At 65.4% G+C, this 12,796-nt stretch carries 13 protein-coding genes; 5 read left to right on the top strand and 8 right to left on the bottom strand.

Annotated elements, in window-relative coordinates:
* Window positions 1–113: 113 nt before the first annotated feature.
* Window positions 114–341, bottom strand: a complete 228-nt coding sequence (locus LQV39_RS21035) for a hypothetical protein (protein WP_230028700.1) — start codon at window positions 339–341, stop codon at window positions 114–116.
* Between the two features lie 339 nt (window positions 342–680).
* On the opposite strand from LQV39_RS21035, the gene LQV39_RS21030 reads away from it, so the two are divergent.
* A complete protein-coding gene (locus LQV39_RS21030; RefSeq protein ID WP_230028698.1) occupies window positions 681–1,271 on the top strand; it encodes a hypothetical protein in 591 nt (196 codons plus the stop codon).
* On the opposite strand, the gene LQV39_RS21025 is transcribed toward LQV39_RS21030, so the two are convergent.
* The 3 genes from LQV39_RS21025 to LQV39_RS21015 all read right to left on the bottom strand — a co-directional run bounded on the left by LQV39_RS21025 (window position 1,244) and on the right by LQV39_RS21015 (window position 3,845).
* A complete protein-coding gene (locus LQV39_RS21025) occupies window positions 1,244–2,113 on the bottom strand; it encodes an oxygenase MpaB family protein (RefSeq protein ID WP_230028696.1) in 870 nt (289 codons plus the stop codon). The two genes, LQV39_RS21030 and LQV39_RS21025, sit on opposite strands and share 28 nt — an antisense overlap.
* Before the next feature lie 27 nt (window positions 2,114–2,140).
* Complete coding sequence (locus LQV39_RS21020; RefSeq protein ID WP_230028694.1) at window positions 2,141–2,713, bottom strand: PEP-CTERM sorting domain-containing protein; 573 nt, start codon at window positions 2,711–2,713, stop codon at window positions 2,141–2,143.
* 178 nt (window positions 2,714–2,891) lie between these two features.
* Window positions 2,892–3,845: a LysR family transcriptional regulator gene (locus tag LQV39_RS21015; protein ID WP_230028692.1), complete on the bottom strand. Its 954-nt coding sequence runs from the start codon at window positions 3,843–3,845 to the stop codon at window positions 2,892–2,894.
* Window positions 3,846–3,976: 131 nt separating this feature from the next.
* Between LQV39_RS21015 and LQV39_RS21010 the strand changes: the two genes are divergently transcribed.
* The 3 genes from LQV39_RS21010 to LQV39_RS21000 all read left to right on the top strand — a co-directional run bounded on the left by LQV39_RS21010 (window position 3,977) and on the right by LQV39_RS21000 (window position 7,760).
* Window positions 3,977–5,065 carry a tartrate dehydrogenase gene (locus tag LQV39_RS21010; protein ID WP_230028690.1) on the top strand — a complete coding sequence of 363 codons (1,089 nt, stop codon included), beginning with the start codon at window positions 3,977–3,979 and terminating at the stop codon, window positions 5,063–5,065.
* A 75-nt stretch (window positions 5,066–5,140) separates the two neighbouring features.
* The gene (gene dctA / locus LQV39_RS21005; RefSeq protein WP_230028688.1) at window positions 5,141–6,490 is read left to right on the top strand and encodes a C4-dicarboxylate transporter DctA; all 1,350 of its coding nucleotides are present in this window, start codon (window positions 5,141–5,143) and stop codon (window positions 6,488–6,490) included.
* Window positions 6,491–6,494: 4 nt separating this feature from the next.
* Window positions 6,495–7,760 carry a glycerate kinase gene (locus tag LQV39_RS21000; RefSeq protein WP_230028686.1) on the top strand — a complete coding sequence of 422 codons (1,266 nt, stop codon included), beginning with the start codon at window positions 6,495–6,497 and terminating at the stop codon, window positions 7,758–7,760.
* Here LQV39_RS21000 and LQV39_RS20995 read toward each other — a convergent pair whose 3' ends face one another.
* From LQV39_RS20995 to LQV39_RS20980, 4 genes are all read right to left on the bottom strand, one after another.
* On the bottom strand, window positions 7,761–8,144 hold the full coding sequence (locus LQV39_RS20995; protein ID WP_230028684.1) for a group III truncated hemoglobin: 384 nt from the start codon (window positions 8,142–8,144) through the stop codon (window positions 7,761–7,763). It abuts the gene before it with no gap.
* Window positions 8,141–9,085, bottom strand: coding sequence for a D-2-hydroxyacid dehydrogenase (locus LQV39_RS20990; RefSeq protein WP_230028682.1), 945 nt, complete (start codon window positions 9,083–9,085; stop codon window positions 8,141–8,143). Before LQV39_RS20990 ends, LQV39_RS20995 begins: the two co-directional genes overlap by 4 nt.
* Window positions 9,086–9,189: 104 nt before the next feature.
* On the bottom strand, window positions 9,190–9,546 hold the full coding sequence (locus LQV39_RS20985) for a hypothetical protein (RefSeq protein ID WP_230028680.1): 357 nt from the start codon (window positions 9,544–9,546) through the stop codon (window positions 9,190–9,192).
* Between the two features lie 118 nt (window positions 9,547–9,664).
* Entirely contained in the window at window positions 9,665–10,900 is a 1,236-nt protein-coding gene (locus LQV39_RS20980) for a M20/M25/M40 family metallo-hydrolase (RefSeq protein WP_230028678.1), read from the bottom strand.
* Between the two features lie 132 nt (window positions 10,901–11,032).
* Between LQV39_RS20980 and LQV39_RS20975 the strand changes: the two genes are divergently transcribed.
* On the top strand, window positions 11,033–12,730 hold the full coding sequence (locus LQV39_RS20975; RefSeq protein WP_230028676.1) for a M28 family metallopeptidase: 1,698 nt from the start codon (window positions 11,033–11,035) through the stop codon (window positions 12,728–12,730).
* Window positions 12,731–12,796: the final 66 nt, after the last annotated feature.

Raw genomic sequence — 12,796 nt, 5'->3', positions numbered from 1 at the left:
ACTTTGTTGGGGGGGGCGATTCGGGTGGAGAGCGGACAGGGGAAGGGGACCGCTTTTATTCTGGATTTGCCTCTGCGGGCTTTGCAGGAGAGCGCAAAGGCAGCCTGAACCCCTTACATACCGAGCACCCTGATCAGGTAAAAAGTGAAAAGTCCCAGGCCCAGCAGCGTCAGTACGAAGACTGCGGCCGCCTTGCCGCTCGCGCGCAGCACCGCGCGCATCTCCATCTTTGTGTCTTTGTCCTTCTGCCCTTGATCGTAATGCCACTTGATGGCGAAGAACATACCCGTGCCTAGCACGAGAGCCTTGATCGAACCGAAGACTATAGGAAACCAATCCATGATTTTGCGTATTTCCAGGCTGTTAGTTATGACGATTTATCGTGCATCCGCTTAGAAATTTTCATTGCGCCCATGCACGTTTGAATACATTCTACTGAAAAGCAGTTGCCATATCTCGGGACAAAATGTCCCAGTTGCAAACCATGCAAGCGCATGCGCGCGAGGGCAGATTCGGCTGGAACGTGGACGGTACAGGTCTCGCTCAACTAATGGGGGCTCGAGCGAGCGTGACAGTTGGTGAGCTTTCCCATCCAGCTGCCAAGCTAAAATGGGTAAATGAACCAAGCCGCCAGCCTGCACCAAACCGCCATGCCAAAAGGCCCCGATGCCCGCGGCCCCATGCTCGGTTGGAGTATCAGCCTGGTGGCCCACGCCATCGCCGCAGTGTGTTTGTGGCATGCCTGGCTTCCCCATCGGGCCGACCTGGACGCCGGCCCGGACAAGCGTATCGAGGTCAGGCTGGTGCCGGTCGCCCCTCAAGCGCCGCCCCCGGCGCCCTTGCCGGACAAGGTCATGCCGCGCCCCAGTCCTTTGCCGCTGCGTCCGTCGCGCGGACCGGCGCTACAACGGCAAGCGCTGCCCACGATCGAAGAATCTGAACCGCCGGCGGCTGCCACCCCTGCGACCCCGGCCGACGCCGTCGACCTTGCCGGCAGCGAAACCAATGCGCCCACCGTCGACCTGGCATCCGCACGCGCCACCGCGCGCCTGATCGCACGCGAAAGCGGCAAGGGCCTGGTGGCGCTCCCGGGCCGCAAGCCGGTGCTCAAAGCGCAGCCCGAGGCTCCCATCGTGGGCGCGCTCGAACGCGCCCGCCGTGTCGATTGCCAGAAGGCGCGTGCGGAAAGTGCCAACTTGTTGGCGAATGTGATCGGGCTTGCGGTGGACCTGGCGAAAAACGCCTATGACGACAGTGGCTGCAAGTGGTGAGCACGTAGTCGCCGCGCCGCCTGCACCGGCGGCGTATCCCCGAGCGGCAGCAAGGTCGCCCCACGCCCGAGCGCCCGTACCAGCGCTTCCTCCCCAAACCGCAGCCCCAGTCCACGCAACTGCGGCAAGGAACGCACCGGCTCCGGCGACATCTCCACCGCCGCCCGCACCAGCAAACGCTGAAGCGGCCGCATCGGCCCAGGCACAATCGCCGCCTCGGCCATGATCCGCAAGAACGCCGCCAGAACCTCCGACCCTTCCAGCCCGGGCGCAACAGCAGCCAGCATCGCTTCCCAAGCGGTCCACGATGCCGGCGCGCCGACCGCCCCATACAGCAGGGCAGAAGCCCGGCCCTCGGCAAACGCCGCATCCTTTTCAGCCGCCGACAAAGGCCGCACATAACGGTGATAGGCCTCGGTGAACCCGAAGCTCGCGGTCGCATGCACCCAATCCAGCAGCCGCGGATCGTCGGCCCGATACGGCAGGCCGTCAGGCGTCGTGCCGGATACGCGCCCATGCATCTGCACCACCTGCGCGATCATCTTCTCCGCGGCCGAGCGCGGCCCATACACCGTCATCATCGCTGCAAAGCCGGTACGCCGGAGGCGCCTCACCGGATCGTGCCGGAAGCCGCTGTGGTCCCAGACGCCGGAACGCACCGAGGGCTCGGCCAGCTCCAGCAGCACCGCCGCCACCTCGCCCACGAACAGGGACACCGGATTCGCAAACACGCGCCATGAAACGCCATCCGCCGGCGTCAGCGCCGGCTCGCCCGCCGGCTGGCTGAAGTCGAACTCCATGCCGGCGGGCGGCCGCATCAAATCGCGTATCGATGACAGCATCGACCGGCCGGGTCGACGGCAAGCTTGTTACGCGCTCTTGTGTTTCCGGCGTCCGGCGCCAAGCAGGCCGGCCATGGCGATTCCCAGCAGCGCCAGCGAACCTGGTTCTGGCACCGCGGACGCATTCACGGTCAGGTCGTCGAATACCACGGCATTTGGATCGTTGGTAAAACTGACGGAAGTGACATTGCCGAACAGGCTCTGGTTCAAATTGATCAGCGTGTAGTGCTGGTCGGTGATCTGGAAGGTTTGCGAGCCAAGAAGCGCGCCATTCAGGTAGGCCGAAATCACCAGCGGCGTGCCGCTGCCGTCGAATGAGGTGAAATAGCCGCTATTGAATGCAAAGCTGGTCGCCGAGCTGAACGAGGTGGTGCCGAAGGTCGGATTGAAGCCGACGTGGGTGCCCGACACCAGGCCCTGCGCGACGCCCTGGTAGCTAGGGTAGTCGCTGGCTACGATCGCGCCCGCATTGTTGAATGAAAAGCCCTGGTAGTTGTTGATGTTAGCGACATTTTCGAAATCGAGCACGGTCGCCTGAGCGCAGGACATGCCCACGACGCCGACAGCCGCGGCCAGTACTTTTGCAAGTTTGGTGTACATTTTTTCATCCCTGGTTATTAGTATGCTTTTACTTCAAGCAATTTACATGCCATGAGGAATCATGCTTTAAAAACAGGTATTCACAGCGCAAGCCGATTCTTCGATTGGCAGGATGTAAATTTTTCCGACAGGAATGAACATAAAGGCGGACAGGCCAGAGAGGCAGGGATTACGGAGGTCAGGGTGACAAACCTGCCGCCTGGCCGCCCTGATGCCCGGCAAAGCGCTCGAAGGACTGCGACAGGAATTCGATCAAGGTCCGGATCCGCGCCGACTGGTGCTGGTGCTGCGGGTAGATCGCGTAGATGTCGGCGTCCGGCGTGCGGTAGGCGGGCAGCACGCGCACCAGGCGTCCGCTCTCGAGATAGCGCTCGATGTCCCACTCCGCGCGCATCAGGATGCCGTGGCCGTCGAGCGCCCAGTTGACCGCGATCTCGCCGTCGTTAGTGGTCAGGTTGCCGCGCACCTTGACCGTCTCGCCGGGACCGGGGCCGCCATCGCGTTCGCGGTGCAGGCGCCAGGTGCCGTAGGCTTCGTCGCCCTGGCGGATGCAGATGCAATTGTGGCGCACCAGCTCCCCCGGCGTCGACGGCTCCCCGCGCGCGGCAAGGTACTTGGGCGAGGCGCAAAGGAGGCGTCGGTTCGAGGCCAGCTTCCTGGCGATCACGCGCGTGTCGCCGGGTTCGCCGAAGCGGATGCAGACGTCGAACTGGTCCTCGGTCAGCGGTGGCGGGTTCACCGACAGCTGCAGCTGCACGTCGACCTCCGGGTATTTGAGGACGTACTGCGAGATCGCGGGCGCGATGTGCAGGCGGCCGAAGCCGAGCGTGGCATTCACCCTCAATAAACCTTTCGGCTGGCTTTTCGAGCTGCTCAGCAGCTGGTCGAGGTCGCCGATCTCGCCCAGGATGCGGCGGGCGTGCTCGAACAGGACTTCGCCATCGGGCGTCAGGCTCATGCGCCGGGTGGTGCGGTTCACCAGCGGCACGCCCAGCCGCGCTTCCATCTGCGACAGGCGCTTGCTGACGGCCGCCGTGCTGATGCCGAGTTCGCGCGCGGCGCCGCTCAGGCTGCCGCAGGTGCCCAGCGATACAAAGAAGCCAAGTTCAGCCGGTTGGATGCCGCTACTCATGTTGATTGTTAACCTCGGGTTAAAGACGGATTAAGTCTAGCCAACATCTTTGCCCTCGTCCAGCGTCTAAAGTCGTTCCACGGATGCACTTTCATCGATCACCCAGACAGACCCAGACAGGAGACAGGAACATGAAGACCTACCAAATCGCAACGATCCCCGGCGACGGCATCGGCAAGGAAGTGGTGCCGGCAGGCCGCGAAGTGCTGGAGGCGCTGGCTTCAGCCAGCAACAAGTTCAAATTCGCTTTCGAAGATTTCGACTGGGGCGGCGATTACTACCGCAAGCACGGCGTAATGATGCCGGCCGACGGTCTCGATGCCCTGCGCAACAAGGACGCGATCCTGTTCGGCTCCGCCGGCGATCCGGATATCCCTGACCACATCACCCTGTGGGGCCTGCGCCTGAAGATCTGCCAGGGCTTCGACCAATACGCCAACGTGCGTCCGACCCGCATCCTGCCGGGTATCGACGGCCCTCTGAAGCGCTGCGCGCCGGAAGACCTGAACTGGGTCATCGTTCGCGAGAATTCGGAAGGCGAATACTCGGGCGTCGGCGGCCGCGTGCACCAGGGCCACCCGATCGAAGCCGCGACCGACGTCAGCATGATGACCCGCGTCGGCGTCGAGCGCATCCTGCGCTTCGCCTTCAAGCTGGCCCAGTCCCGTCCGCGCAAGCAGCTGACCGTCATCACCAAGAGCAACGCGCAGCGCCATGCGATGGTGATGTGGGATGAGGTGGCGGTGCAGGTTTCGAAGGATTTCCCGGACGTGAAGTGGGACAAGGAGCTGGTCGACGCCGCCACCGCGCGCATGGTCAACCGCCCGGCCACGCTGGACACCATCGTCGCCACCAACCTGCACGCCGACATCCTGAGCGACCTGGCGGCGGCGCTGGCCGGTAGCCTGGGCATCGCCCCGACCGGCAACATCGATCCGGAGCGCCGCTATCCGTCGATGTTCGAGCCGATCCACGGTTCGGCCTTCGACATCATGGGCAAGGGCCTGGCCAATCCGATCGGCACCTTCTGGTCGGTCGTGATGCTGCTCGAGCACCTGGGCGAGAACGAGGCCGCGCAACGGGTTATGGATGCGATCGAAAGCGTGACCGCGACGCCATCCCTGCACACCCGCGACCTGGGCGGCAGCGCCACCACCGCCGACGTCACCGCGGCCGTGTGCGGCATCCTCGACGGCAGCCAGGAGCGCGCCGCCGCCTGAATACAACATGCCCAGTCCCCCACCGGCCGCGAAGAGCCGGGGGGCGGAAGCAGAAGACCACATAAAGGAGACATCATGAACCGTCGTTTCTTTGGAAGGCTGTACGTCCAGGTGTTGATCGGCGTGATCGCAGGGGGCCTGCTCGGCTACCTGTATCCCAAGCTGGGCACCGACCTGAAGCCGCTGGGTGATTTGTTCATCCGGCTGATCAAGATGGTGTTCGCACCGGTGATCTTTGCGATGGTGGTGCTCGGCATCGCCAGGATGGAGAGCCTGAAGGAGCTGGGGCGCGTGGGTGCACGCGCCCTGATCTATTTCGAAGTCATGTCGACCTTCGCGCTGCTGCTTGGCCTGATCGTCGTGAACGTGGCCCAGCCTGGCGTCGGCATGAACGTCGATCCGACCCACCTCGACACCAAGAGCATCAGCAACTACACGGCGGCCGCCGCGAAATCGACCGGCTTCGTCGACTTCCTGCTGAACATGGTGCCGACCAGCGCGATCGACGCCCTGGCCAAGAACGACATCCTGCAGATCCTGGTGTTCGGCACCATGTTCGGCATCGCGCTGTCGCGCATGGGCCGCCACGCCAAGCCGGTGGTCGACATGCTCGAAGCCTTCAACACCGGCATGTTCATGGTGCTCGGCATGGTCATGCGGATCGCGCCGATCGCCGCCTTCGGCGCGATCGCTTTCACGGTCGGCAAATACGGACTGGGTTCGCTGCTGTCGCTCGGCCAGCTGATGGGTTCCATGTACCTGACCTGCATCGGCTTCGTGTTCATCGTGCTCGGCGCGGTGTCTCGGATCTGCGGCTTCAGCATCTGGAAATTCCTAAAATTCATCCGCGAAGAGATCTTCACCGTGCTCGGAACCAGCTCGTCCGAGTCGGTGGTCCCGCAGCTCATGAAGAAGCTGGAGTACCTGGGCGTGTCGAAGCCGGTGGTGGGCCTGGTGGTGCCGTCCGGCGTCACCTTCAACCCCGACGGCCAGTGCATCTACTACACCATGGCCGCGATCTTCATCGCACAGGCCACCAACACCCCGCTGTCGCTGATGGACCAGTTGGTGGTGATGGGCGTGCTGATGATCACCTCCAAGGGCTCGGCCGGCGTCACCGGTTCCGGCTTCATTACCCTGGCCGCGACGCTGGCGTCGATGGGCAAGATCCCGGTGTCGGGCATGGTGCTGCTGTTGGGCGTGGACCGCTTCATGTCGGAGGCGCGCGCCATCACCAACACCATCGGCAACGGCGTCGGCACCCTGGTGGTCGCACGCTGGGTTGGCGCGGTGGACCGCCAGCGCATGAACCGCATTCTGGACGGCGAGGAGATCGCGCAGGAAGGCTTGCCGGTGCCGCAGCCCAGCGAAGCGCGTGAAGACGTCGGCATCAATCTGGTGAAACCGCAGAACGCATCGGCCTGAGATCATGGAAGCGAAGGAACTCTTGAAGGCGATGTTCGACGCCGCTATCGCCGCGGCCCAGCCGGCGCTCTGCATTCCGCCGCACCTGTCGGCGCCGCGGCGCGGCCGGCTGGTCGTGATCGGGGCAGGGAAGGCGTCGGCGGCGATGGCGCGGGCGGTGGAGCGCCACTACCCTGGCAAGCTCGAAGGGCTGGTGGTCACGCGCTACGGCTATGCGGTCCCGTGCGAACGGATCGAGATCGTCGAGGCGGCGCACCCGGTGCCCGATGCTGCCGGGCTCCACGCGGCGGAACGCATGCTGGAGACGGTGCGTGGCTTGACGGCCGACGACACGGTGCTGTGCCTGATCTCCGGCGGCGGTTCCTCGCTGCTGCCGCTGCCCCTCGAAGGCATCACGCTCGAGGACAAGCAGGCGGTCAGCCGCGCGCTGCTGGCCTCGGGCGCCAGCATCGGCGAGATGAACTGCGTACGCCGCCACCTGTCCGCCATCAAGGGCGGCAGGCTGGCCGCGGCCTGCCACCCGGCGCATGTGGTGACGCTTTTGATCTCGGACGTGCCGGGCGACGAAGCCTGCGACATCGCTTCGGGGCCGACGGTGGCCGACGCCAGCACCTGCGCGGACGCCCTCGACATCGTGCGCCGCTACGGCATCGCGCTGCCCGGCAAGGTGAGGCAGGTGCTGGAGAGCGGGGCAGGGGAGTCGGTCAAACCGGGCGACCCGCGCCTGGCCGGGCACGAGGTGCGCTTCGTCGCCACCCCGCAGATGGCCCTGGAGGCGGCGGCGCGCGTGGCCGGGGAGGCCGGCGTTGCCGTGCACATCCTCGGCGACAGCCTGGAAGGCGAGGCGCGCGACGTCGGCAAGGTCATGGCCGGCATGGCGCTGCAGGTTGCCCGGCGCGGGCAGCCCTTCAAGGCACCCTGCATCCTGCTGTCCGGCGGTGAAACCACCGTCACCGTGCGCGGCGACGGGCGCGGCGGACGCAACGTCGAATTCCTGCTGTCGGCCGCCATCGCCCTGCGCGGCGAGCCCGGCGTCTACGGCCTGGCCGGCGATACCGACGGCGTCGACGGGCAGGAAGAAATCGCCGGCGCCTGGTTTGCGCCGGATACGCTGCAGCGCGCCTTCGACAAGGAGATCCGGCCCATGCAAAGCCTGGACCGCAACGATGGCCACGGCTTCTTCCAGGCCCTCGGCGATGCCATCGTCACCGGTCCCACGCTGACCAATGTGAACGACTTCCGGGCGCTGCTGATCACTGCAGGAGCGTAGTCAGACCTGGACCTGGATGTCGCCGAAGAAGCCCAGCTGCAGGCTGCTGGCGATGCGGTTCGCGACCACGATCGCGGGTTCGGCATGCTCGGGGCCGAAGACCTCGATCGCGGTCATCCTGAACAGGGTCAGCCAGTGCACGAAGTGCTCCTTGCCGATGCCGTTCAAGGCCATGTGCTTGCCGAAGACGTTGCCCTGGAATTCGCCGGCATCCAGCAGGACCTTGGTCCAGAAGGCATACATGCGCGGCATGTGCTCGTGCCAGTGGCCGGCGAGCTTTTCCTCGAACACGGGACCGAGCACGGCGTCTTCCCTGACGCGGGCATAGAAGGTGTCGACCAGCTGGACGATGCTCGCCGGGGTGATGGTGCTGGTGTCGCTCATACCAGGTTCCTGGGTGTGCCGGCCGCCCAGGCGTCGATGTTATCGACCAGCATGTCGGCCAGGGTTTGCATGGCGCCGCCGCTCGCCCAGGCCACGTGCGGGGTCAGGACGAAGTTCGGCAGATTCAGCTTCAAAAGGGGATTCTCGGGCACGGGCGGCTCCTTGCTCAATACGTCGAAGCCGGCGCCGGCGATCACGCCATTGCGTAGCGCCTCGGCCAGTGCGGCCTCGTCGACCAGGCCTCCGCGGGCAGTGTTGATCAGGATGGCGTTCTTCTTCATGGCCGCCAGTTCCGCCGCGCCTATCATGTGGCGGGTCTGCTCGGTGAGCGGCAGGTGCAGGCTGATCACGTCGGCGCTTGCCAGCAGTTCCGGCAGCGGCAGCTGCAGCACATCCGCGTCAGGTACCGGCGAGCGCGAGGCGACCGCGATCTCCATCCCGAACGCGCGCCCGATCTGCGCCACGCGCCGACCCAGCGCGCCATAGCCGACGATGCCGAGCCGGCTGCCGGCCAGGTCGCCGATCGGATGGTCGAGCAGGCAGAAGCGGGTCGACTGCTCCCAGCGCCCGGCCGCGACGTCGGCGGCATAGGCCAGCAGGTTGCGCCTTACCGCCAGCATCAGCGCGAAGCAGTGTTCCGGCACCGACACCACCGAATAATCGCGGATATTGCAGACCGCGATTCCCCGTTCGCGGCAGGCCGCCAGGTCGACGTTGTCGGTCCCGGTGGCGGCCACGGCCACCAGCTTCAGGTCCGGCAGCTGGGCAATCTCGGCGGCACGCAGCGGCACCTTGTTGGTGATCGCGACGGTGGCGCCGCGCAGGCGTTCTACCAGCTCGCGCGGGGCGGTGGCGGGGTAGTCCTGCCAGGCATGCTCGAAGGCGGGCGGACGGACGGTGGCGAGCAGGCTGTCGCGGTCGAGGAAGACGATCTTGTGCATGGCGGCTCTCAACAAGGAAGGCCACCATTGTAGAACGAGGGCGAAAAAAAGACAGGGTGCATGTCCCTGTCTTCTGGAAATGGAGGGGCTTGAGCCGCGTAGGCTTAGTGTGCTGCTGCCGCGTCGGCTTTCTGGTCTGCGTTGGCGGCGGCCTTGTCGGCAGCTGCGTCCGCTTTGGCCTTTGCGGCCTTCTTGTGTGCTTTTACCTTGGTCTTGGCGGCGTCGGCCTTGGCGACGGCGACGTCCGAGCTGGCTTCGGCTTCCTTCTTCTCTAGCTTGGCATCGGCCTTGGCTGCTTTTTTCGCTTCCTTGGCTTCGGCCTTGGCCATATCCTTGTCTGCTTTTACATCTGCCTTGGCGGCATGGGCCGTGGCCGGCGCCGGCGACGTGGCGGTCGACTGGGCGGCGAATGCCGAGGTGGCGAACAGACCGGCGATCAGGGTAGCGACGATTTTGCTCATGGCGATGTTTCCTTCAGTGTCGTTGATATGGTGGGACATTCCCGGGGTGTTACTGGTCCCTCAACGCGCCTGTTCGCCGGTCAGTTGACGCCTTTTTACATCCACTTACAAATAGCTATCAGGGTTCCTTCCGCGCGCCAGCAAGCTGGGCAATGGCCGCCAGCGTGGTCTGCGCCGCGTTCAAGCCCAGCAGGTAATCCTTGTCGCTGAAGGTCGATACCAGGTCGGTCGGCTGGTGCCAGTGCGGGTTCCAGCCGGCGCCGATCTGCTGGCCGCGCTCGTTTTCGCGCAGCGAGATCGAGGGCACGTGGTCCATGAACGGGGTCGAGTCCGTGTTGGTCATGTGCGGGCCGACCGAGGCCGGGTAGTCGGCCGCGTATTTGTCGTTCGCGGCGCGGAAGGCCCAGGCCAGCTTCTGCGCGCCTTCGGCATGCTTCGAATTCGCCTGGAACTCGATGTTGACGTCGGCTTCGCGGCGCTGCTCCAGCGGCGGGGCCGCCACCGTCTTGCCGCCGGCGCCCGTATGCGAAACGGGCATGCCGTGGTCGAACATCATCATGTCGTGCTGGATCATGCCCAGCCAGCGCGGTTCCGGGTAACGGCCCGATCCCTTCGGCGACTCGATGCCCTGCAGATCCTTGCGCTGGGCCACATAGGCCGAGGCGCCGTTCAGGCCGGTCTCCTCGTTGTTCCACAAGGCGAAGCGGATGCTGCGTTCGGTGCTGACGCCGGGCGCATTCAGGATCCGCGCCAGTTCCATGACGAGGGCGGTGCCGGAGGCGTCGTCGTTGGCCGCCTCGCCAAAGCCCAGGCCGTCCATGTGGGCGGCGACGATGTACATCTCTTCGGGATGGGTGCTGCCGACCTTGGTGCAATAGACCTCTTCGCGCGGACCGCCTTTCGGATCGGGCTGTTCGGCATTCAGCGCGCGCAGGCGCTCGTCCGGCTGGGCCATCGGATCCTGGTTGACGCCGGTCGGCGCGCGGGTGCCGAACAGGGTGCTGCCGCCCTGGCCGGACGGGCCGCCGCGGCCGCCGCCCGTCGCCGGCACACGCTCGCGCGGCGCGGCCACGTAGTCGTAATGGATGCGCTCGGTGGCGCAGCCGTAGGACTTCAGCTGCGCTTCGATCCAGGCGATCGCCTTGCGGTTGCGCTCCGTGCCCTGCTTGCGGTCGCCGAAGCGGGCCAGGCCGCGGATGGTCTCCTTGTAACGGCCGAGGTCGAGCTGGCCGACCAGCTGGGCGATCGGGGCGGCCGGTTTGGCTCCAGGTGTGGTCTGCGCCTGGGCGGCGGGTAGGGCCAGGCTGAGGACGAGGAACAAGGCGGAAGGGGCGAGCACGGTGGACGGTTTCACGAGACATCCTTGAAGAGTGCGGAATGGAAACGCCACTATAGGCGATGCGCACGATTGATGCATGTTTGACATTGGAATTTATAAACAGGATACTCATTCGGCATTTCCATCCACTAACAAAACCAAGAGACCGTGAAGACCACCACCTCCCTCGCCATCCTGTCCGCGGCCGCCCTGGCTGCGTCCGTGCAAGCTGCGCCGGCCGCCACGGCCGTCAAGCCCGCCGTGCCCGCATCGCAGGCCGTGCAGATCGAAGCTTCCCACCTGTCGCACGACGTGAAGGTACTGTCCTCTGACGAGTTCGAGGGCCGCGGCCCGAACACGCCGGGCGAAGCCAAGACCGTCGCCTACCTGATCAACCAGTTCGAAGCGGCCGGCCTGAAACCGGGCGGCGACCTGGTCAACGGCAAGCGCGGCTGGACCCAGGACGTGCCGCTGGGCCGTTTCGAGATCAAGGGGCCGGTCACGGTGAGCGTCAAGGGCGGCGGCAAGGAGGAGTCGCTGACCCAGGGCGAGCAGATCGCCGTGCGCGCGGCGATGAACGGCGCGAAGAGCGTCGAGTTCAAGGATGCGCCGCTGGTCTTCGTCGGCTACGGCGTTACCGCGCCGGAGCGCAAGTGGGACGATTTCAAGGGCCAGGACCTGAAGGGCAAGCTGGCAGTCGTCCTCATCAACGACCCCGACTTCGAGACGGTCAAGGGCGAGTTCGGCGGCAAGGCCATGACTTATTACGGCCGCTGGACCTACAAATTCGAAGAACTGGCCCGCCGCGGCGCGCTCGGCACCCTGATCGTCCACGAGACCGCGCCGGCTTCCTACGGCTGGGCGACCGTGAAAAATTCGAACACCAACGTCATGTACGACGTGGTGCGCACCCATCCGACCGCCTTCCACGCGCCGGTCGAGGGCTGGATCCAGCGCGACCTGGCCGTCGACCTGTTCAAACGCGCCGGCCTGGACTTCGACAAGCTGAAGAAATCGGCGCAGACGCGCAGCTTCAAGCCGGTCGCGCTGACGGGCGTCTCGATGTCGGGCAAGTACGCCGTCGACGCCCAGACCATCGTCTCGAAGAACGTGATCGCGCTGCGCGAGGGCAGCCAGCACCCGGACCAGTACGTGGTCTACAGCGGCCACTGGGACCACCTCGGCATCGGCCTGCCCGATGCGAAGGGCGACCGCATCTACAACGGCGCCGTCGACAATGCGACCGGCATCGCGGCCCTGCTGGAGCTGGCGCGCGTGTACGCGGCCGCGCGGGCGCCCCAGCGCAGCGTGGTCTTCCTGGCCGTGACCGCCGAGGAGAAGGGCCTGCTGGGCTCCGAATACTATGCCTCGAATCCGGTGTATCCGCTGGCGAAGACGGTCGGGGTGATCAACATGGACGCCCTCGACCCGCACGGCAAGGCCCGCGACTTCACGATCTCGGGCAGCGCCAAGCTGGAGCTGCTGGACCGCCTGGTGGCCAAGGCCAGGCTGGCGAAGCTGAGCTATTCGCCGGACCCGAAACCGGAAGCCGGCCACTTCTTCCGCTCCGACCACTTCCCCTTCGCCAAGCGCGGTGTGCCGGCGATTTCCTTCGGCTCGGGCGAGAACTGGGAGCAGGGCGGCGTCGCCGCCGGCAAGAAGGAATCGGACCGCTACACGCTTGAGAACTACCACCAGCCCTCCGACGAATGGAAAGCCGAATGGACCTTCGAAGGCATGGCGCGCGACCTCGGCATCCTGTACGCAGTGGGCCGCGAGTTGGCCGACTCGAACGCCTGGCCGAACTGGGCAAAGGATTCCGAGTTCCGGGCGGCGCGTGACCAGAGCTCATCCGAGCGAAAGTAATTGCTCAGTTGAGCAGAGTGCGAGCGGGACGCGCAACGGTTAGCTGCCGTACAGTCGCGCCCGCGC

This window comes from Massilia sp. Bi118 (assembly GCF_918697865.1).
GTDB lineage: Bacteria > Pseudomonadota > Gammaproteobacteria > Burkholderiales > Burkholderiaceae_D > Telluria.
Note: the sequence above shows the minus strand (reverse complement) of the source record. Positions and strands in the feature narration are given on the sequence as shown.

Bases quoted from the DNA above. Each gene is read 5' to 3' on its own strand.
- LQV39_RS21035 (WP_230028700.1), bottom strand. From the start codon at position 341: ATGGATTGGTTTCCTATAGTCTTCGGTTCGATCAAGGCTCTCGTGCTA.
- LQV39_RS21000 (WP_230028686.1), top strand. From the start codon at position 6,495: ATGGAAGCGAAGGAACTCTTGAAGGCGATGTTCGACGCCGCTATCGCC.
- LQV39_RS21015 (WP_230028692.1), bottom strand. From the start codon at position 3,845: ATGAGTAGCGGCATCCAACCGGCTGAACTTGGCTTCTTTGTATCGCTG.
- LQV39_RS20995 (WP_230028684.1), bottom strand. From the start codon at position 8,144: ATGAGCGACACCAGCACCATCACCCCGGCGAGCATCGTCCAGCTGGTC.
- LQV39_RS20990 (WP_230028682.1), bottom strand. From the start codon at position 9,085: ATGCACAAGATCGTCTTCCTCGACCGCGACAGCCTGCTCGCCACCGTC.
- LQV39_RS21025 (WP_230028696.1), bottom strand. From the start codon at position 2,113: ATGCTGTCATCGATACGCGATTTGATGCGGCCGCCCGCCGGCATGGAG.
- LQV39_RS21020 (WP_230028694.1), bottom strand. From the start codon at position 2,713: ATGTACACCAAACTTGCAAAAGTACTGGCCGCGGCTGTCGGCGTCGTG.
- dctA (WP_230028688.1), top strand. From the start codon at position 5,141: ATGAACCGTCGTTTCTTTGGAAGGCTGTACGTCCAGGTGTTGATCGGC.
- LQV39_RS21010 (WP_230028690.1), top strand. From the start codon at position 3,977: ATGAAGACCTACCAAATCGCAACGATCCCCGGCGACGGCATCGGCAAG.
- LQV39_RS21030 (WP_230028698.1), top strand. From the start codon at position 681: ATGCTCGGTTGGAGTATCAGCCTGGTGGCCCACGCCATCGCCGCAGTG.
- LQV39_RS20985 (WP_230028680.1), bottom strand. From the start codon at position 9,546: ATGAGCAAAATCGTCGCTACCCTGATCGCCGGTCTGTTCGCCACCTCG.